General features: G+C 48.6%; 18 protein-coding genes. 11 read left to right on the forward strand and 7 right to left on the reverse strand.

Annotated features, from left to right (window positions below; all coding sequences use genetic code 11):
- Positions 1 to 64: 64 nt before the first annotated feature.
- From C558_RS0116245 to C558_RS0116255, 3 genes are all read left to right on the forward strand, one after another.
- Positions 65 to 1,420 (forward strand): erythromycin esterase family protein, encoded by a 1,356-nt coding sequence (locus tag C558_RS0116245; protein WP_018757341.1) that lies wholly within the window; start codon positions 65 to 67, stop codon positions 1,418 to 1,420.
- Between the two features lie 140 nt (positions 1,421 to 1,560).
- Positions 1,561 to 2,247 carry a response regulator transcription factor gene (locus C558_RS0116250; RefSeq protein ID WP_018757342.1) on the forward strand — a complete coding sequence of 229 codons (687 nt, stop codon included), beginning with the start codon at positions 1,561 to 1,563 and terminating at the stop codon, positions 2,245 to 2,247.
- Positions 2,214 to 3,695, forward strand: a complete 1,482-nt coding sequence (locus C558_RS0116255) for a sensor histidine kinase (RefSeq protein ID WP_156826153.1) — start codon at positions 2,214 to 2,216, stop codon at positions 3,693 to 3,695. Before C558_RS0116250 ends, C558_RS0116255 begins: the two co-directional genes overlap by 34 nt.
- A gap of 21 nt (positions 3,696 to 3,716) precedes the next feature.
- On the opposite strand, the gene C558_RS0116260 is transcribed toward C558_RS0116255, so the two are convergent.
- A complete protein-coding gene (locus C558_RS0116260) occupies positions 3,717 to 4,574 on the reverse strand; it encodes a LysR family transcriptional regulator (protein ID WP_018757344.1) in 858 nt (285 codons plus the stop codon).
- Positions 4,575 to 4,696: 122 nt separating this feature from the next.
- On the opposite strand from C558_RS0116260, the gene C558_RS0116265 reads away from it, so the two are divergent.
- The 3 genes from C558_RS0116265 (at position 4,697) to C558_RS0116275 (ending at position 7,410) form a co-directional block, all read left to right on the forward strand.
- Complete coding sequence (locus C558_RS0116265; protein WP_018757345.1) at positions 4,697 to 5,644, forward strand: DMT family transporter; 948 nt, start codon at positions 4,697 to 4,699, stop codon at positions 5,642 to 5,644.
- A gap of 185 nt (positions 5,645 to 5,829) precedes the next feature.
- Positions 5,830 to 7,110, forward strand: a complete 1,281-nt coding sequence (locus C558_RS0116270; protein ID WP_018757346.1) for an ArsB/NhaD family transporter — start codon at positions 5,830 to 5,832, stop codon at positions 7,108 to 7,110.
- An 18-nt stretch (positions 7,111 to 7,128) separates the two neighbouring features.
- The gene (locus C558_RS0116275; protein WP_018757347.1) at positions 7,129 to 7,410 is read left to right on the forward strand and encodes a hypothetical protein; all 282 of its coding nucleotides are present in this window, start codon (positions 7,129 to 7,131) and stop codon (positions 7,408 to 7,410) included.
- Between the two features lie 50 nt (positions 7,411 to 7,460).
- Here C558_RS0116275 and C558_RS0116280 read toward each other — a convergent pair whose 3' ends face one another.
- The 6 genes from C558_RS0116280 to C558_RS0116305 all read right to left on the reverse strand — a co-directional run bounded on the left by C558_RS0116280 (position 7,461) and on the right by C558_RS0116305 (position 13,104).
- The gene (locus C558_RS0116280; RefSeq protein WP_018757348.1) at positions 7,461 to 8,186 is read right to left on the reverse strand and encodes an ABC transporter permease; all 726 of its coding nucleotides are present in this window, start codon (positions 8,184 to 8,186) and stop codon (positions 7,461 to 7,463) included.
- Entirely contained in the window at positions 8,183 to 8,896 is a 714-nt protein-coding gene (locus C558_RS0116285; RefSeq protein WP_018757349.1) for an ABC transporter permease, read from the reverse strand. Before C558_RS0116285 ends, C558_RS0116280 begins: the two co-directional genes overlap by 4 nt.
- Positions 8,893 to 9,747, reverse strand: coding sequence for an ABC transporter ATP-binding protein (locus C558_RS0116290; protein WP_018757350.1), 855 nt, complete (start codon positions 9,745 to 9,747; stop codon positions 8,893 to 8,895). Before C558_RS0116290 ends, C558_RS0116285 begins: the two co-directional genes overlap by 4 nt.
- Positions 9,740 to 10,372: a TetR/AcrR family transcriptional regulator gene (locus tag C558_RS0116295; RefSeq protein ID WP_018757351.1), complete on the reverse strand. Its 633-nt coding sequence runs from the start codon at positions 10,370 to 10,372 to the stop codon at positions 9,740 to 9,742. Before C558_RS0116295 ends, C558_RS0116290 begins: the two co-directional genes overlap by 8 nt.
- Positions 10,373 to 10,519: 147 nt before the next feature.
- A complete protein-coding gene (locus C558_RS0116300) occupies positions 10,520 to 11,482 on the reverse strand; it encodes a metallophosphoesterase family protein (RefSeq protein ID WP_018757352.1) in 963 nt (320 codons plus the stop codon).
- Positions 11,482 to 13,104, reverse strand: coding sequence for a DUF4091 domain-containing protein (locus tag C558_RS0116305; protein WP_018757353.1), 1,623 nt, complete (start codon positions 13,102 to 13,104; stop codon positions 11,482 to 11,484). Before C558_RS0116305 ends, C558_RS0116300 begins: the two co-directional genes overlap by 1 nt.
- 269 nt (positions 13,105 to 13,373) lie before the next feature.
- Here C558_RS0116305 and C558_RS0116310 point away from each other — a divergent pair, with 269 nt between their 5' ends.
- From C558_RS0116310 to C558_RS0116330, 5 genes are all read left to right on the forward strand, one after another.
- Positions 13,374 to 14,354: an ABC transporter permease gene (locus C558_RS0116310; protein ID WP_018757354.1), complete on the forward strand. Its 981-nt coding sequence runs from the start codon at positions 13,374 to 13,376 to the stop codon at positions 14,352 to 14,354.
- A gap of 19 nt (positions 14,355 to 14,373) precedes the next feature.
- The gene (locus tag C558_RS0116315; protein WP_018757355.1) at positions 14,374 to 15,264 is read left to right on the forward strand and encodes a carbohydrate ABC transporter permease; all 891 of its coding nucleotides are present in this window, start codon (positions 14,374 to 14,376) and stop codon (positions 15,262 to 15,264) included.
- Between the two features lie 143 nt (positions 15,265 to 15,407).
- Positions 15,408 to 16,907: an ABC transporter substrate-binding protein gene (locus C558_RS0116320; RefSeq protein ID WP_018757356.1), complete on the forward strand. Its 1,500-nt coding sequence runs from the start codon at positions 15,408 to 15,410 to the stop codon at positions 16,905 to 16,907.
- Positions 16,908 to 17,050: 143 nt separating this feature from the next.
- On the forward strand, positions 17,051 to 18,817 hold the full coding sequence (locus C558_RS0116325) for a cache domain-containing sensor histidine kinase (RefSeq protein ID WP_018757357.1): 1,767 nt from the start codon (positions 17,051 to 17,053) through the stop codon (positions 18,815 to 18,817).
- A 2-nt stretch (positions 18,818 to 18,819) separates the two neighbouring features.
- Positions 18,820 to 20,403: a response regulator transcription factor gene (locus C558_RS0116330; RefSeq protein WP_018757358.1), complete on the forward strand. Its 1,584-nt coding sequence runs from the start codon at positions 18,820 to 18,822 to the stop codon at positions 20,401 to 20,403.
- The last annotated feature ends 18 nt before the right edge of the window (positions 20,404 to 20,421 follow it).

A 20,421-nucleotide genomic window follows, 5' to 3' on the forward strand; every position in this document is an offset into this window, starting at 1 on the left:
ACGATGTCTCTGCGTGGTAAGAGAACGACGTAATAACGGATTTCGAAGGAGGAGAACATTCAACATGCAAGCAACGAAACGATTAACAGGTATCATGGCCCTGGGCCTAGCATTTTCACTATTACTATCGCCAGTGGGCGCCTCGGCGGCCGCGCAGAAGAATACGGGGTCGAAGGAGAATATCCAAGAGATTAAATCTTTGACGTCATCGGACTATAAAGATTTAGCGTTTCTGAAGCCGATCTTGAAAGATAAGACGGTCGTTAGCCTTGGCGAGAACTTCCACCGTGTCGCAGAATACAGCAGCATGAAGACAAGGTTGATCAAATATTTACACGAAGAGCTGGATTTTGACGTGATTGCATTTGAGTCAGGCCTTGGGGATTCCTTCATGACGTATGAGAATGCAGGAACATGGACATCGCAACAAATGATGGAGCGTTCCATTTTTCCCATCTGGCATTCCAAGGAGACGCTGAATTTATTCGATTACATCAAGAAGAAGCAGGGGACGAACGATCCCTTATATCTAGCAGGTTATGACATGCAGTTCACATCAGGATACTTAACGCAATTTATTGCTGGTTGGATTGCCAAGGTAGACAAGGTTCAGGGCGAGAATTATTTCAACTTCGAAATGCAAGCGATGACGGATTTCTATAAGGTGCTCAACGAATATGGCATGGACGATAGTCATCCGGAGGCGAAGGCAGAAATCAAGAAGGTGAAGGATGCGTACGAACCGAAATACAAGGCGTTGATCCAGTTCATCCAAGAGAACAAAGAACAACTTGCGGCGGCCTACCCTGCGAACCCGCATATGGTGGATATCGCTGTCAAGACGTTGGAAGATCGGGTCAAATTCATCGAGATGGGGATGTACGATACGAAGGAAAGCTATGAATTCCGCGATCGGATCATGGCTGACAACGTGGAGTGGTTAATGAAGGTGATGTATCCCGGCAAAAAAGTGATTTTATGGGCGCATAACGATCATCTGGCGAAGAATACGTCCAAAATCGAAACGAAAGAACAAGGGAAATGGATCAACAGCTTTACGAGTATGGGAGAATTGCTGCATAAGAAGCTGAAGGATAAGGTCTATGTGATGGGTCTGTACATGAACAGCGGTAAGGCGAGTACAATTACGACACAGAAGACCTTCGATATTCAGCCGATGCCGAAGGGGAGTCTGGAACAGCTGATGATGCAGAGCGGTTATAAGATTGCGTTTGCGGATCTATCCAAGCACAAGTCTCCGAACCAAAATAACGCTTGGATGTTCAAGCCGATCTATGCAGCCGAGGATGGCATGACGTCCGAGATCATTATGCCGATGTCGATGCGCTTCATTCCGAAAGAGCAATATGACGGGATCATCGTCTTCGATAAAGTCAAAGAACCGACAACGAAGTTCTAACCCGGCTATACCTGAAAATTTATTTGTTCCCCCTGTCGTGAACACCGTGTGTTACGCTGCAGGGGGATTTTTGCCACGCAAGAAGGTACAATGAGGGGATAAAGCTGCTAGATTGATAGACGAGAAAGGAAATCCAAGAGATGAGAGAAAAGATATTAATCGCCGATGATGAGCGAGAAATCGTCGAATTTATGCGCGATGCGCTGCAGGATGATGGGTATGAGGTATCGGTGGCTTATGATGGCAAGGAAGTGTTCGATCGACTGGGAGAGACGCCTGACTTGATCATCCTGGATATTATGATGCCGCATCTCGATGGGCTCGAAGTATGCCAAGCGATACGTGACCGGGTCTCGTGTCCGATTCTGTTCTTAAGCGCGCGCTCCAATGAAGCGGATCGGATCCAAGGACTCGCCGTCGGTGGCGATGACTATATCGTGAAGCCTTTTAGCATGCAAGAATTGAAGGCGAGAATAAGAGCGCATCTTCGCCGGGAGCAGCGGAGCCATCTTGATCATCAGCCGAAGCTGCTGCATCAGGGCGATCTCACGATGGATCTGGACAGCCAGCAGGTATTTTATCAGAACCTCCCGATTCCGCTGACCAGCCGGGAGTTCGAATTGTTCCGACTCCTCTTCATGCATCCGAATCAAGTATTCTCGCGGGAACAAATCTATGAGAAGATCTGGGGATTCGATGCGGAGGGAGACGCAGCCACAATCACCGAACATATCAAAAATATCCGGGCGAAGCTGGCGTGCGCAGCACCGGAGAAGACCTTTGTTACGACGGTATGGGGGGTAGGATACAAATTCGAAAGGAAGTAAAGGCAAGTCGAAAACCGCTGCGCAGGCAGTTTATGGGCGCATTTACACTCGTCCTATTCTATAGCTTCATCGGCTCGATGCTGGTATGGGGCAGTACGCTTTATGTATTGATTAATCAAACGGACAAGAGCATTCTACCAGCCAATTATTATGAGCAGCAAATTCCCCAGATTCTAGGTTATGTGGATCAGCAAAAAGACGCCTTATTATCTCCCTCGATGCAGAATGCGCTGGAACATGTTATTCCGACGAAAGGTATGCAGTATCAAATCGTGGATCTGAAGGGGCAAATCGTCTACGGCTGGGAGGGGCAGACCTTCGTCAACAGCCCGGAGGACGTGCTAAGCAAGCTGAACAAGAACGAGAAACAGGGCGGGAAATATATTAACTACCACCCGATTCTTGATTCGCAGAAAAAATTAAAGGGGATGCTGGTGCTGCGGTACAGTCTGAGTGTGTCCGCGAATAACCCTGGAAACGGGCTGCTCGTTATGCTTATTTTGAGCAGTTTGATCGCACCGTTCTTCTTCATCGTCTTGTTCTCCTTTATTTTCGCGAGAAAATTGGGCAAACGGCTCGAGCCGTCGATCGCACGGATCATCGGGGGAGCTAGACGAATCCAGCAGAATGACTTGAATTTCTCCGTCGCAGGAGCGGGTGGGTCGAAGGAGCTGATCGAGCTCTCCGATGCCTTCGAAGAGATGCGGATCGCGCTGGAGCAATCCTTGAAGCGGGAGTGGAAGCTGGAGCAGGAGAGACGCGACATGATCTCTGCGATTGCCCATGATTTGCGGACGCCGCTGACGATCATTCAAGGTCATGTAGATAATTTAGTCGAGAGCGGTGCACGCCGTCCCGAACGGCTGGAGAAGTACTTGTTAACCATTCAGAACAGTACGCAGCGTGCGGACAAAATGCTGACGGAATTGCTGTTCCTGAATAAAATCGATACGCCTGATTTTGTCCTCCAGTATATGAGAGCAGATTTACTCGCCTTCTCTGAGCGGAAAAAAGAAGAATACGCATTGTTATGCCGTGAGAAGGGGATTGCTTTTGACTTCTCTTATGTGAATAGGCGATGCGATCAAGAACAGCAGTTCCTTCTGGATACATCACGGTTGGAGCAAGTAATCGATAACGTGATTACCAATAGCTTACGATTTACGCCAGCGGAGGGAAGGATCGAGTGGACGGTCATCGTAGAAGAGACGCAGATTACCTTTGACATGAAGGATACGGGGAAGGGGTTCAGCGCTCTCGATTTGCAGCGGATGTTCGATAAATTCTACTCGGGCGATCCATCTAGATCTCTAGACAAAGGTCATTCCGGGCTTGGATTGTATACAGCACAGTTGCTTATTGCGAAGCACAGAGGGCGTATCGAAGCAGGAAACCGTGTCGAAGGCGGCGCACGGGTGATCATTACGGTGCCATGTAAAAAAGCCTGAAGAAACTTATCATATGAGTCTTCAGGCTTTTTGCTGCAATAATTCGATAAATTTATGGAACGCGCTTGTCTTGAAATGATCCCGTCGATAGATGAACTGTACGGTCACATGGCGGTAATGATCGGGAAGGGGATGGACATGCACCGAGCCTTCCATTTCCTTGCGACGAATGACAGATCGAGGGACGATGGTTGTGCCGAGGCCTGCAGCTACGCCGCCAAGAATCGCCTCCAAGGTTCCAAATTCCATGATCTCGGGTACAGGGAGCCCTTCCTCCCGCAGCCAACTCTCCATCGTACCGCGATGATAACAACCCACGCTGAAGAATAGCATGGGCTCCATCAGCACATCGCTAAGTTTGTTAGCGCCTGGCTCGGAGATGAGGACAAGCTCCTCGGGGAAAACCGGGATTTGTTCCAGCTCGGCATGGGGCAAGGGTCCGTTCACGAAGGCTCCATCCAGCTCATAGCGAAGGACCTTCTCGATCAGATCATTCGTATTCGAGCTAAGCAGCGATAGCTTCACATCCGGGTATTGCCTGCGGTAGTTCAGCATCAGGGAAGGCAAATGGACGGCAGCTGCCGTCGTAATGGAACCCAGCTTCAGCGAGCCGCTCGGAATATCGTTATCTAACATTTGTTTATGTGCCACATCGAGCAGCGATAGAATTTTGTCAGCGTGGCCCAGCAAGGTCTGGCCAGCTGTTGTTAAGATCATCCCGCGCTTGCTCCGATGGAATAAGGACGTATTCAATTCCTGTTCCAGCTGTTGAATGCGGGCGGTAACGTTCGATTGCACATAGCCGAGTGAACTGGCGGCTTTCGTAATCGTTCCTTCGCGTGCTACAGCTTGAAATATTCGCAAATCTCCGCTCTCCATCTGTCTGATCTCTCCTCATCCATCAGAAAAAGTGCTTTTTAACATCTTTTATTTTCATTTTATATGATGGTTCTTCGCTTGTAAAATCAAGAAAAATGATGGAACAGAAATGAGGAGTGTTAATGAATAAAGGATTGATTGCGATATGTATTCTACTAACTACGGTGGTCGGCGGATTGAATTATACGATGGCGAAGCTGGGACTGCATGTAGCTTCTCCGTTCCTCCTGCTCGCGATCCGGTTCATTGGTTCGGGTCTACTCTTGCTGCCCTTCGTCATTCGCCGGAGACATCCGCGGGCCGCGAAGCAATGGCTGCAAGTGGCAGGGGTAAGTCTCTTCCAGACGATCTTGGTCATGACGTTTATTTATCTCAGTCTGCACACGATTTCCGCGAGCACATCGGCGATTCTGTCGTCGACGAACCCGATTTGGACGATTCTGTTCGCGTTTCTCTTCTTCGGAGCACGTTATCGGGTGGTGCAATGGGCGGGAGTTGTCATCGGGTTTATGGGCGTCATCGTTACACAGAACTTCAACATGCAGATGAATGAAGGGACGATTTATGCACTGCTCGCCGGGGTGTTCTGGGGCTTCGGCACATTAGTAGCGTCTCGATGGAGCAAAGCGATGGACACCTGGGTATTAACGGCCTATCAAATGCTGTTCGCAGGGATCGTACTCTTATTGGCTAGTCTGACTCTTGAACAGCCTTACCTGCACCTTACGAGCAACGGTAACTCATGGGGGTTAACCCTGACCGTGCTGATCTGGATGATCTGCTTCAGCTCGATCTTTCAGTTCTTGCCCTGGTTCTACGTGCTCAAGCATTACAGCCCTTCGAAGGCAAGCACGTTTATGTTCCTTGTCCCGCTGTTCGGTATACTGTCGGGAGCACTCATTCTAGGCGAGACGATTCATTGGTATGTCATTGCGGGAGGGCTCTGCACAGGGATCGGCATTACCTTGGTGAATCGCCCAGCCAAGCCAGTTCGGGATGCGTTGAAGTTAGGGAGTTCAGGCCAAGCCAAGGGGAAAATAAATGGGGTATATTGTTTCGTGCGTGAATGATGCTTATGTCCGAATCTTTGGGAAATTCTTTACACGTGAATCGAAACCATGTATATTTAATAAATCTAAAGACTTAAATTGCACATAGGAATGTTCGGAGGAGCCTGTCACCAACAGGCTCTTTTTGTGTGCATAGAATGGTAAATTATGTAAAACATAATCATGGATAGGGGGAAAAGAAAGACATGGAGCAACAAGCGATTTGGGCTATCGGTATTTTCCTAGTGATTTATGCACTTATTATTTCCGAGAAAATTCATCGTACGATCTTGGCGATGATTGGGGCCATCCTCATGATCACGCTCGGGATTGTGGACCAGGATACGGCGATCCATCATATTGATTTCAACACACTGGGGTTATTGGTGGGTATGATGATTATCGTCGGTATTACGTCGAAGACAGGGCTGTTCAAGTATATTGCACTCAAGGCGGCCAAAGTCTCCAAAGGGAAACCGAAACGAATTATGATTGCGCTCGCCGTGATTACGGCGGTGAGTTCCGCTTTCCTTGATAACGTCACAACCGTATTGCTCATGGTTCCTGTGACGCTTAGCATTACAAGACAGCTTCGGATCAATCCGCTTCCGTTCCTCATCACGCAGATTATTGCGTCGAACGTAGGGGGGACGGCTACGCTCATCGGGGATCCACCGAATATCATGATCGGGAGTGCGGTGAAGGAGTTAACGTTCGTCTCGTTTATCAGCAACTTAGCACCGATTGCCATCATCATTTTAGTTGCTTATCTGCCCATCTTCCTATGGATGTTCGGGAAGAAGATTCAATCAACGCCTGAACTTCAGCAGCGCATTATGGAGATGGATGAACGGACCATGATTACGGACCGGAAGCTGCTCTATAAATGTCTGACGGTTCTTGGGTTGACGATTATTGGATTCTTCCTGCATCAGCTGGTTCATCTGGAATCCGCGACGGTTGCCTTGGCCGGGGCGTTCTTGCTCCTCTTGATCACGGGCGAGCATATGCTCGAAGAAGCCTTGCAGCATGTGGAATGGACGACACTGTTCTTCTTCATCGGATTGTTCGTGCTTGTATCTGGCCTTGTCGAGACAGGGGTGATTGCGAAGTTAGCGGAGCAAGCGATTGAACTGACCGGAGGAGACCCGTTGATGACATCAATGCTCATCTTATGGTTAAGCGCCATCGCATCGGCCTTCCTCGATAATATCCCATTCGTCGCCACGATGATTCCGATGATTCAAGATATGGGGACAATGGGGATTACGAATCTGGAGCCGTTATGGTGGAGTCTAGCGCTCGGAGCTTGCCTCGGCGGGAATGGTACATTGGTCGGTGCTAGCGCCAATCTAATCGTGGCAGGGCTTGCAGGCAAAGAAGGTTATCCAATTTCATTCATGAAATATTTGAAGATCGGCTTCCCGCTGATGATTCTATCGATTGTGCTATCGAGTATTTACTTATACGTCAGATATTTAATGTAGCGAAAGGACGGATTCGATGTGTTAACCTATACGTACGATTCGAGCATCATTGAGATTCGTGAGAGTGCAAATGAACAGGATATGGAATTCCGCATTCGGGCCTTAGGCGGCGATGCGATTGATGCGGCGATCAGACGGGTTCAACAACGATTCGAGCAGAATGAGATATTGAGTGATGTGTATTCTTATGTGTACAAAAATCACGAGTACCAATTCATTGTGCGGCAGGACTTCTACGAGGAGTTTATACTGGCGCTGATGAGATATCGATTATTGCAGCGTGTACAATGGGACGAATAAGCAGACGACCGCTCCTTGGATCAAGGGAGCGGTCGTTTTCTGTATGCAGCTTAATCTATTCGTCGCAGGAAGGCGCGAACTAAGCCTTGTAGGAGGATCAGATGCAGCGCCAGCCCGATGACGAAGATGATCGTGGATCGAACGGGTTCGCCTGCGAGGTCTGTGAGCAGCGCTTTGGCTGGCCAGAATGTCGGTAGCCACGCGGCAGCGTACTGCCACGGGAGTGGAACGAACGAGACCACGACAGGTCCGGCGAATAACAGCCCGCACAGCTTGGAGAGTGCCAGCCCTTCCACTTTATTCGCAGCAAAGGCGGCGAGGAATAACGTAAGGCATGGCGCCTCAAGGGTAAGCAGGATCAGAGCGAATACACTGCCTAGTCCCTTGTCTGCGAGGCTGGAGAATAGATAGAAGGATGCCGTCAACGCAAATGCCAATAGGCTGGGCAGGAATAAGCGATAGATGAAGTAGCCTTGGCGGGCAAGCGGCGTTACGGCATAGTAACTGATCATGTTCTCATCGCGTTCATCGAGCATGAGCAGCCCTGCCATCGTGCCGGGCAAGAGCGGAATGGCGACGACCAGGAATGTCGCAATGAATTCGGTATAGTCCGTTAAGCGAAAGTCATAGTTCAGCTCAATCCACTCTGATAACGGGAGATAGCCAAATCGAGCGAATAAGATGACGGCAAGGGGGCCGAATAGACTAGCCATCAGCATCGGGTCCTTGAACGTCTGCCGGGTATCCTGAACGAGCAGCGGATAATAGTTCCTCATCGTCTATCCCTCCTTTCGCCTATTCTTAGCAAAATCCGGCGTTCGAAGGATCGCTGCGCCCAGAGGAAGGCGATCCCATTCCATACGATCAGAATGGCTAGGGCATAGACGATCTCCCGCCATGATAGCGGCCTGAGCGCCGATTGAAGCAGAAGAAGCGATCCGTGCGTCGGGAAGATCAAGTACAAGATCTCTCGGCCGATGCCGAAGAAATAGAGCAGCGGCAATGCAAATGGCAGGACATAGACTTGCGAGAGCAGGATAAACCCATTAATGGATCGAGCACGCGAGACGACGCCGATGGATAAGAAGGTGAAGAAGCTGGATGAGAGTAGAATACTTAGCGTGAATAGGATTGGTGACGCGGGTACACCGATCGAGAAGCCGTGAATCACCCATGCGGCGCTGGCCGATAAGACCGAGATGGACAGGGCTTTGGCAATCAAATATTCCTGCAGCCGCAGTGGGGTGGCGAAGAGATGGTGGTGTATGCCTTGATCCTTTTCCAGTAAAATGATGCCCCCAGCTAGAATCAAACCGACTGCGCTTGGATCCGAGAAGGTGAGCAGAACCACGATGGATGCTTGGTTATCTGCAGGAACGAAATGCAACAGTAGCAGGTAAAGAAGGCAAATGAGAATGTATACCCCATAGAACCCGTGCCGCCATTGGAACCGAATATCATGTGCAAGTGCGTTGCCCCATCTCATACCAATGTTCTCCCAGTCACATCAATGAAGATCTGATCGAGTGTTGCTTCCAGGGAATGCAGCGTCTCAATGGGATGCTGTCGAATCAACTGTAGGAATCGTTCATTATTCCCTAGATTATGGGTCGGGAATTCCTCGATATGTTTCTCTTCTGAAGACGTGTATTCGAGCCGAACCCGCTGCTGCCCATGATGAAGTTTCAAAGCTCGCGGCGAATCAATGAGCGGAATTTGTCCATCCACGATAAAAGCCACTCGATCACATAGTTCTTCGGCCGCATGCATGTTATGCGTCGTGATCAGCACCGTAGTCCCAGCAGCCTTCTGCTCTAGGATCAGGTCTTTCATGATCTTGGCATTGAGCGGATCGAGCCCCGAAGTCGGTTCATCAAGGAATAGGATATCGGGATGATGGAGAATGGAACGGCAGAAGTTCAGCCGCATTTTCATGCCTTTCGAGAATTGGGACACCTTCATATGGGCAGCCTGATCGAGTCCAACTTTACCCAGTAAATCCATCGGATCGTCTTTGGATGCTCGGTACAACGATTGGAACAGCTTCAGATTCTCAAGTGCTGTAAATTTACTGTAGAAATTAGGGAATTCGAAAGCGACGCCGATCCGCTCATAATAATCGGAACCTAGATGACGTATTTCTTGACCTTGGATTCGCACGCTCCCTGTGTAGTTGCGCAGCGCGCCGATTAATATTTTCTGGGTTGTGCTCTTGCCCGCCCCGGAAGGCCCGAGAAATCCGAAAACTTCACCACGGGCAATCGAAAAATCGATGCCTTGCAGGGTCTTTTTGCTGGTCCCCGGATAGCTGTATTCCAATTGTTCGACGTCAATCATCTTGTGATCCGTCCTTTCTTGCACGTCTCGCAACCATGCCTTCCGCTAATACGTCCACAAGAAGCTCAATGGTGGGGGTATAGCTGTGCTCGCCGATTTCCTTCTTATGCAGGGATAAGAGAACAATCGCCCGGAACATGCTGACGATGAGTTCAGGCTCTACATCCGTTAGAATGCCGCTATCCTGCCATTTCTGAACGACGGGCATCATCGCATCTTGATCATCGCGATAGTTCTGCTCGAGCAGTTCATGCGGCAGCTTGCGGATGAGGTATTCGAATTCTCCTTCGAGATACATTTGGCGAATGAGCGGGTTCTCGCTCATGAGGCGAAATCCGTCTAACATAAAGTCGCGAATACTCTCTTTGGTTACCGCAGGATTCGAAGCGATCGATTGAAGCAGCTGTTCTCGAATCGTGGCTTCTTCCATCAGCAGAATCTCATAGCAGAGCTCTTCTTTGGATTTATAGAATAGATAAAAAGATCCCTGAGCAATCCCGGATGCCTTCGTTAAATCTTCAACACTTGTTTTTTTGAGACCTAAGGTTTGGAAGCTGGTTTGCCCTGCCTTGAGCAGCTTCTGTTGGATGAGCTCTTTTTCTTGATCATTGAATTTTTTAGGCATAGATGGAATTTCACCTCAAATTATGATTCTGTGAATAATTTTATTTTATATTCATAAAAAGATCATAGGACGATTGGATGGAATTGTCAAGCGCACCAAAAAGACCGAAGAACTTCACGATCACGTGGGGTTCTTCGATCTCTGTTGTTATTTCGTTCCGATTTGTACCTGGCGTCCTTCCGGTTGATGTGCAGGCTGATTGCGTACAATCGAGCCATCCTCCAAATGCAGCCACGTATCGAACGCACGCGCTCCAGCAGTCAATTGAATCACCCTCACACCGGTCAAGAATGGTTGATCCAGATCGGCGTAGCGTGAAGTACGACCATAACAGAGCCGGATGCCGTGCAGCGTCCCCCAGAAATCATTGGCGTGGTCATGGCCGACGAACGTACCCATGATATCACCCATCTCGATCATTGCGGCGAAGAAGCCCGTATTGATCCATGGCGCACAGATGTCTTTTTCCAGCTTCTGGCCGTAACATACCGAGAAGTCCCACACGTCGTTGTACTCCGGAAGCGGGATGTGGAAGAATCCGAGTGACGGCAGCGGTTCGCCGCCATGCTGAGCGGTTAAACGATACGATTCGTTCGTGTACCAGTCTATCTGGCTGCGGCGAATCCAATCGTAGAAGCCAAGGCGCGAATACTCGAGCGGCGAATAACTGCCGGAATCGAGAAAATACAGCGCAGCAGCAGGCTGCTGGGTATCATCGTGAACCGTCAGGACATAATTGCCTACGCCGTGCACATTCGGCGGATCTGGCTTGGCGTAACAATATTTATGTGTCAATTGCAGCGCATGGAGCTGCTCGCGCGTCACATTCGCGGCTTCGGAATCATGGTTGCCGAACACAGCTGCCCACGGAATCTCCATCTCCTCGGGAATGGCTGCAGCATTGCGAAAAGCTTGAGCGACATCCGCACATCCTCCGCTTGCAATGACATCACCGGTATAGACGACCAGATCCGGCTGTTCATCTGCTAATACCCGCCGCATCATGGCTTCCATTTTGATCTCGTCTTCACCGCCATTACAGAACTCGGTATCTGTGAACTGTACAATTTTGAAAGTCCCGTCCTCGCGGAACTTGAGTTGTTTGCGCATTACACTCGCTCCTCCACATTAGAATCCTGCTGAATATAGGAGGACAGTGTCTCGAGGAGTTTCCGATAGGCCTCATCGAACACGAACAAATCGGTATTCACTTCCGTGAAGCTGGTCATGCAGGTGTTCAAGATTTCATCGGCCGCCTCGCGGTTATATGCCGCAAGCTGCTGGAGCAACTCATAATCTTCAACACCCGATCGCATCGCTTCGAGACGCATACTGAGCAGCGGCCCGTCTGCACCAGGATAGACAATATGCGTATCCCCTGCAGGGACGCGGCGCGAATGGACGCTCGGCGCAAGGAATGGACAAGTCAATTCATACGGGTCTTGGTCACCCAAATATTGATTGAAGCCCCAATGGAGATAGCCTGTTAGGCCATACTTGTAATTCCCCCAGTGCAGATAGCGCGTCTTCAAGAGATGCAGGTCCATGAAGCGGTTCAAATAGTTGCCGCCTGGATTCCAGCAGGTGTAGAACCAGACGGTATCGCCTAGCTTCTGAACGCGTTCGAAGTGTTCGCGGTGCTTATCAAAGCCCTCATTCGTCGGCACCCAAATATCCATGGAGCCTTCGATCGCCGGATAGATCATCGCTTCAATCAGCGGGACCCCTGGCATGAACTTGCGTACGATGCCGGACAATATCCGGAAATCGGCAGCGGATTCTTCGATCGGCTCATCCGCGATATGCTGGATGGTCAGCCCCAACCAGCCATGCTCGCTTAGGAATTGATACCATGCTGTCAAGAACTGCGCGAGGTAGGCGAATCCTTCGGTTCCCGTCGCGTCGATCTTGTTGTCATAGGACAAGACGAAATTCGGCGCATTCCAATCTGTCCGTCCGGCGACATGTCCGCCCTCGATGCCTGTGAATCCAAGCTCGAGGAACAGGCGGATCAACCGCTCAGCACGTGAGAAATCGAAGGTATATTGTCTATCTGCGGCATGAATTTGAATGAATTCGAGGCCCACGAGGAAGTGGGTCTGCTTGGCTCTGCGCATGGCTTCTCCGTACTTGCGAACCATCGCCCAGAAGGGCTCTGACCATAATTCGAGCTGATGCTTCTTCGCGATATTATGGATTGACATCCAATTCGTCGTTGCGAGTGTAGCTTGCACGGGAACGCTCGCATGAACAACCTGAAGCGTCACGGGAATCGTGAGCCGTTCATCGCCAATCCACAATTCTATTACACCCGAATAGTCCGCTGCTGTTAGCGATAGAGGAATGTCCCAGCTAACATAAAGCACTTCCGTAGCCGACCGTGACGAGAACGCAGGACCGACAGGCTGCAGCGCATCATAGACGCGGAACGGAGCGAGGCGAGTCGCGTAATCCGCAGGGGTGCCCACCGGTACTGTTGAGACATCCGGACCTGTATTCTCGTTCACGAGGACATCGATCATTTGGTAGAGTTCCACATCGAGTCCAGCCTGAGACGACGGTCTATAGATCCAACGAATCTCTGTCTCCGCAGGTACGTGATTGATGAGAATCTGGCAGCTGGCACGGCTCCCGCGCGCAGCTATCAGGGAAATGCTGCGGGTTCCATCGCTCGATACTTCACTATCCGAGAACAACCATTCATTCGTACGAACGACTTGATAGTTTAACATGGCAATTGGCCTCCTTTTATTGTTTTGATGAATAGAGATTCGTGTAGCTTCGCTTCTACTGTAAGTGTTTTCGTGTTTCCGTAATCTGGATGTAATCTATTTCGCCTATAGCATAATGAGTCGCGTAACCGCTGTCAATACAACAATCGATGGCCGTTACAACATGTCACCATTGTTGCAAAAGGAAGTCACCATTCTAGTGGTGAGCAGGTCTATCGGAGGATTACAATGACGGAGTATACGATTGAGATGAGCGAAAGGGTGAGGTCATGAAAGCTGCAGAGACGGCTCCGTTACTGAACAAGTCAGCACACCAAGCGGTGGCTAAGAAGCAAGGTCATTTCATCAGAAGCCTGAAAAAATACAAATGGCTGCTGCTAATGACGCTCCCAGGGGTTGTGTATTTATTCATCAATAACTATATTCCGATGTATGGCGTCATTCTCGCATTTAAGAACTTGAATTATGCGAAGGGCATCTGGGGAAGCGATTGGGTGGGACTCGATAACTTCAAATTCCTATTCAACTCGGACACGGCCTATGTCATTACGAGGAATACATTCCTGTATAACTTTGCCTTTATCATCTTAAATCTAGTTCTTGCATTATTCGTGGCATTGACGATTAACGAGATTAAAGATAAAGTCATCTCTCGTTTCTATCAAAGTACATTTTTGCTGCCGCATATTATCTCGATGGTTGTGGTTGCTTATTTGGTGTATAGCTTCTTAAATGCCGAGAGCGGCCTCGTGAACAGACTTCTGGTCAAATGGTTCCACGTCGATCCGATCTCTTGGTACAGCGAGGCAGGCTACTGGCCGTATATCCTCATTATTGTAAATGCGTGGAAAAACGTCGGTTACTTATCGATTATCTATTTCGCATCGATCATCGGGATCGACAAGGAATTCTACGAAGCGGCCACGATTGACGGGGCGAGCAAATGGAAGCAGATGACTCGCATTACGCTGCCGCTCATTGCGCCGATCATCACGACGATGACATTGCTCTCGGTCAGCGGCATTCTCCGCTCCGATTTCGGACTTTTCTATCAAGTGCCGATGAATACGGGTGCGCTCATTCCAACGACGAATACGATCGATACGTTCGTGTATCGGGCGATGATTAGTTCTGGCGATATAGGGATGTCAGCGGCGGCAGGATTCTATCAATCGGCTGCGTGCTTTGTCTTGATCTTGGTTGCGAATGCAGCCGTAAGGCGTGTGAATAAACAGGATGCACTATTCTAGGAGAAGGGACGGATCTATCTTGCAGCAGAAAAATATATTTAGCACCTCGATGATTCATCTGTTCTTCTGGCTCTTTACGATCGTATCATTGATTCCTTTTGCCTTGATCTTTATGGTCTCCATTACTGATGAAGATTCGATTGCCATGAATGGTTATTCCTTATTTCCGAGTAAAATCAGCTTTGCCGCCTATACGTTCTTATTCAATGATTTCTCTGAGATCGCGAAGGCGTATGGGGTCACGATGATCACGACGGTGATTGGAACGGCAGTAAGCTTGCTGATTACAGCGCTATTCGCTTACCCGCTGTCCAGATCGGGCCTGCCCTTTAGACGTACATTGTCCTTTTACATTTTCTTTACGATGTTATTTAGCGGTGGTATGGTACCTTGGTACATGACCTACGTGAATATGTTCGATATGAAAAATACATTGCTCTCGATGATTATTCCGAACCTGTTATTAAGCGCATTTAACGTGCTGCTCATGCGAAGCTTCTTCGCGAATTCGATCCCGGAATCGGTGGTAGAGTCGGCGACGATTGATGGGGCCAGTGAGATTATGATTTTCTTCAAAATTGTCGTACCGCTATCACTCCCAATCATGGCGACGATTGGTCTATTCAATACACTGTCGTATTGGAATGATTGGTATAATTGCATGCTCTTCATCGATAAGCCGGAGCTCTATAACATCCAATACCTCATGACGAAGACACTCACCAATATTCAATATCTGATTATGAAATCAAGCAGTTCGGCACAGGCCGGAGATTTGCTCGCCAAGATGCCGCGAGAGACGGTTCGAATGGCACTTGCCATCGTTGGGATCGCGCCATTACTATTTGCATACCCGTTCTTCCAGAAATATTACATCAGCGGCATAACGAGTGGTGCTGTCAAAGGGTAAGACAGTTCACAACGAGTTCGCTGAAAGGAGGGGATGGTGCGCAGCAAGATAGCGCGCTATGAACAATTTTGCAGCAATAGGAAATGCGAATCGATTTCGAGCCTTGCTATAGAAATGATCAGATGAGAGGGGATTCATAAGCTATGAAGAAATCTTTTAAAATCGCGATGTTAACGATGTTAGTTAGTATGATTGCACTCGCAGGCTGTGGTGCGAAGGGGACGGATGAGCAAGCAGCAGCAGGAGGCAAGTCGGAAGACGGGAAGTTAAAACCATACAAAATTACGCTCGTCTACCCAGGTACAGCGCAGAAGGATCTAGCAGTCGTGCAAGAAGAGATGAGCAAATATTTGACGGAGAAAATCAATGCAACGATTGAACTGAAGCCGATTGAGTGGGGTTCATGGGACGATAAAACGAATTTGATGAAAATCTCCAATGAACCGTTCGACCTGATGTTCACGGCGAGCTGGTACTACTATCCTCGGGATGCGGCGAAAGGCCAATATCTTGAGCTGGATGACTTGATGAATCAATACGGTAAAGATATTCCAGACGTGCTTGGCCCGGATTTCATCAAAGGTTCGCGCATCGGCGGTAAATTGTACGCATTGCCGACCAAGAAAGAATTCGGACAAGGCTTCGGACTCTTACTCAGCAAGAAGCTGGTCGATAAATATAAATTCGATGTTAACGGGGTTAAATCGATTGAAGATGTAGAGAAAATGCTCGGCACAATCAAAGCGAATGAGCCAGGCGTAACACCGATCATTAGCCGTAAATTCACGAATGTCTGGGAAGCGGCTAACTACGACAATATTATTGCGCACATCGCTGTGGCGCGCGGCAGCAAAGAGATCAAAGCGATCGATAAGCTGGAAGATCCGAAGTATATCGATTTCTACAAACGGATGAATGTCTGGTATAAGAATGGATGGTTCGACAAAGATATTCTGACATCCGACACGGATCAAGCGATGAATATGATTAAAGCTGGTAAAGGGTTCGCCGTTGCATCATCCCTCAAGCCTGGCAAAGATAAAGAGATGAGCCTCACGTCGGGGACTGAAGTTGTCCAAATGGAGACAGCCGGTCCGTTCACAACAACAGGGGATGCACAAGGCGCGATGCTCGGCATTTCCCGTACTTCAGAAGATCCAGCAAGAGCGATGATGTTCTTGAACTTGCTCTATACGGATAAGAAGCTCCTGAATATGCTCGATTGGGGCGTGGAAGGCAAGCACTACGTGAAGAAATCTGAGAATGTCATTGATTACCCAGAAGGCGTCACGGCTGATACACAAGCTTACCCAAGCCCAGGCGGCTGGATGTTCGGGAACCAATTCAATTCTTTCCTATGGGCTAATGAAGATCCACAGAAATGGGAGCAATTCCAGAAGTTCAATGACAGCGCAGAGCGTTCCATTATTCTAGGCTTTGCCTTCAATCAAGAGCCTGTCAAAGCCGAGATGGCCGCGATCGAGAACGTCAACAAGGAGTTCGAGGCATCGCTTGGAACCGGTGCGGTCGATGCAGAGAAGACGATTGCGAAATGGAAAGAAAAGCGCGATGCGGCTGGATTTGACAAAGTCAAAGCCGAGGTCGACAAGCAGTTGCAAGAGTGGGCTGCCGCGCAAAAATAAGCATGAATTAACAATATAACAGGGAATCCTTCACGGGGCGCTTGCAAAAGTGAACCGAGAGGGGTTCCTTATGTGCTATCATCACATTAGTATCGATTACGTGTCTAATGAAGAAGATCCATGACCGAAGCGGGAGGAAATCTATGAGTATACGCCAATCTCTTCGATTTAAGCTAATTATCGGATTTATTACCCTCGCGATTCCGTTGATGGTGCTGTTGCTCTATAACAATTTCTATGCATCCAATACAGTGAGAGAGCAGGTCGCTGAATCGAATAAGAATATGATTATTCTCTATTCGAATCAGATTCAGACGCTACTTAACCGTGAGGTAAATTTGCTCTATAACCTTGCGATTGAAGATCCGAATATTATCGCGCTGCCTCGGTCGATTCATGACCCGGATGAATATTTCCTCAATAAAGGACGTGTTCTGAATATATTGAACCGTGACCATCGGTTCAATAGTGGCGTTGATTTTGAATTTATCTATACGATTCAGAACAAAGATTTCTTTAATACGGCGATGAAGGCGACCAGCTATGAGGAAATGGAAGCGCTGCAATCGACGTTAGGCAGCCTGCTGCAGGATGCCAAGCCCGACAGTCCATATTTTCGTGAATGGAAAGTCATCCCGGTTCTTAACGAATATGCATTGGTCCGCATTGTGGATACGGGGTCGGGTGTCTATCTAGGAGCCTGTGTACGATTACGAAACCTGATGATTCCGCTAGACTTCATTGGCCTCGGACAAGAGGGGTTCTCGGCATTCCTGACAGAACAAGGCGACATTATGACGAACAAAGAGGGCATTCAGCAAGCCAAGCTAGATGCCTCGCTCCTTGCCGGGATGAATGACACCTATCAACGGTTTCGGCTGCAGCAAGAGGATTATATCGTCGTCAGCAATCCAATTAAGGATACGGATATGATGTTAAGCGCCTTTATCCCGGAAGAGAAACTATTGCAGAATCTAACGAAGTTCCGCAGTTTTATTTTTATTATCCCGATTCTGGCCGGATTCCTGTTGATTATTTATCTGATCTACCTGAATGACATCATGCTGAAGCCGATGAATAACCTCATCCGCGGGATGCGTAAGATCAAGCAAGGCGAGTGGTCCTTCCGTTTGCATAATCCGAAGACGAGAGAGTTCACGATTATTAATGATGCTTATAACGATATGGCTTCTGAAATTCAGGCGCTTAAGATTAACGTCTACGAGGAGCAAATTAAGGCGCATAAGGCAGAATTGAAGCATCTACAGCTCCAGATCAATCCGCATTTTCTGCTGAACTCGATCAACATCATCTACAACTTGGTTGAGATTAAGAATTACAAGCTGATTCAGGTCATGTGCGTGAATCTGGTGAAATATTTCCGATTCGCGACAAAGACGAATCAGGTCGTTGTGATGATTGCGGAGGAAATGGAGCATATGGAGAGCTATATCCGGATTCAGCAGCTGCGTTTCCCTGAGCGGGTTACGTATTCGTACCATATTGCGGAGGGGCTGGAGAGAGCCTGTATTCCGCCGCTGCTAATCCAACCTTTCATTGAGAATTCGATCAAATATGGGTTTGATTTTATGGATCGTCCGTTTCACATGGAGATTCGTATAGCTCCCTTAGCAGAGCCAGATTTATATGAAATCGTCATTATGGATAATGGAAGCGGCTTTCCTGAAGAGGCGCTTGAATCGCTGCAGAATGGAAGTTACTTCACGCAGCCGCAGGATGAGCATCTCGGCATCTGGAATGTGCATCATCGATTGAAACATATTTTCGGGCAAGTGGCAGTTCTTGAATTCGCAAATGAGCCGGGTGCCGGCGCGAAAGTGAGGCTTGTACTTCCTTATCGCACGCTTACGCAGTTCAGTTCTTATGATAGTGAACCTTGGGAGGGGTAACGATGTATAGAGCGCTGATCGTGGATGATGAGATTTATGCTGTGCTGGGGATTAAGAGCGGTGTGAATTGGGAGGAGCTACAAGTATCGGAAGTCTATGAAGCCTATAACATGCGGGAAGCGATGAAGGTATTCGAACGTACACCGATCGATATTCTCATCTGCGATATCGAGATGCCGAAGGGGACGGGTATTGAGCTGCTTGAATGGGTGAATGCACACTCGCCTGTGACCGAGACGGTGTTCTTGACAGCACATGCCGATTTCAGTTTCGTGAAACGAGCGGTCCAGCTCGATAGCTTCGATTATTTGCTCAAGCCTGTGGAGTATGAAGTGCTGCAGTCGACCTTGGCCAAGATGCTGCAATCGATTGAGCAGGAGAAGGAATTGCTGCAGCTGCGCGAACAATACAAGCCCTATTATGATCTCTGGACGAAGAAGAAGCCGCTCATTGCCGATAAATTCTGGAATGACGTGCTCTCCAATCGCATTACCTGTACACCGACCAATGTGCAGAGTTTGCTCGAGGAGCATGATCTGACGATCAAACCGGATATCAAGATTTTACCTCTTCTTATTAGTGTTGAAGCATGGCAACGGGAGTTCAGTACAAGAGATGAAGAAATGATGGAGTATGCGATTCGGAAGGGGGCGTCCGAGCTGCTGCTGCATGAGGCGAATGGGGTTGTCATTCAGACACGTCAGGGCGTGAATGTCGTGATTCGTTATTTGGACGAGGGGCATCGCGGAATTGCAGGGCTGTCCGAGTCGTGCCAGGAGTATATTCAGTCTTGTCAGCAGTACTTCAATTGTCAAATCTCTTGCTATATTGGGGAAGTCACTTCGTTATTTAACGTGAGCGAGATGTATCATGAATTGCTCGAGCTGGAATACAACAACTTGCATAAATCCAATCAAGTGTACTTCTTGCGCAACCGGGAGAAGACCGGCATGATGAAGCTGCCGCTCTTCTCTGCTTGGACGATTCTGATCGAGCAGGGGAAGCGGGAAGAGATCGAGAGGGAGCTGGCGCGGTGTATTGCAGCGTTCCGGTCGGACGCAAGACTATCTGCGAACGCACTGCAGGCATTCAATCATGGATTTCTTCAGATGATTCATTACATTCTTCATAAGAACGGATTGTCCGCCCATGAACTGCTGTATGAGGGGCAGGGGCAATTGAACGGGGCCGCACCTCGAACGCTGGATCAGATGCATGCTTGGGCATTGAAGCTCATCGGGCTGGTGTCCCATTCCTTGCATCAGAACGATTCAGTAATTGAACAGGTTCAACGTTACATCGCCGATCATCTGAGCGAAGTGATTACAAGAGAACAGCTCGCGGAGTATGTGCATCTGAATCCTGCGTATTTATCCAGGCTATTCAAGCGCGAAGTGGGCGAATCGATCACGGATTACATTCTGAATGAAAGAATGAAAGTAGCAAAGGAATTGATCGCGACTTCGTCGATGCCGATTTCGGATATTGCCAAATCGCTTGGATACAGCAACTTCTCCTATTTTGCGAAAATGTTCAAGAAGGTCTACCATGCGACACCGCAGCATTTCCGGCGCCAATTAGGTTGAAATGTGACTTCTTGAAAT

The sequence above is a fragment of the Paenibacillus terrigena DSM 21567 genome (genome assembly GCF_000374845.1).
Classification (GTDB): Bacteria; Bacillota; Bacilli; order Paenibacillales; family Paenibacillaceae; genus Paenibacillus_K; species Paenibacillus_K terrigena.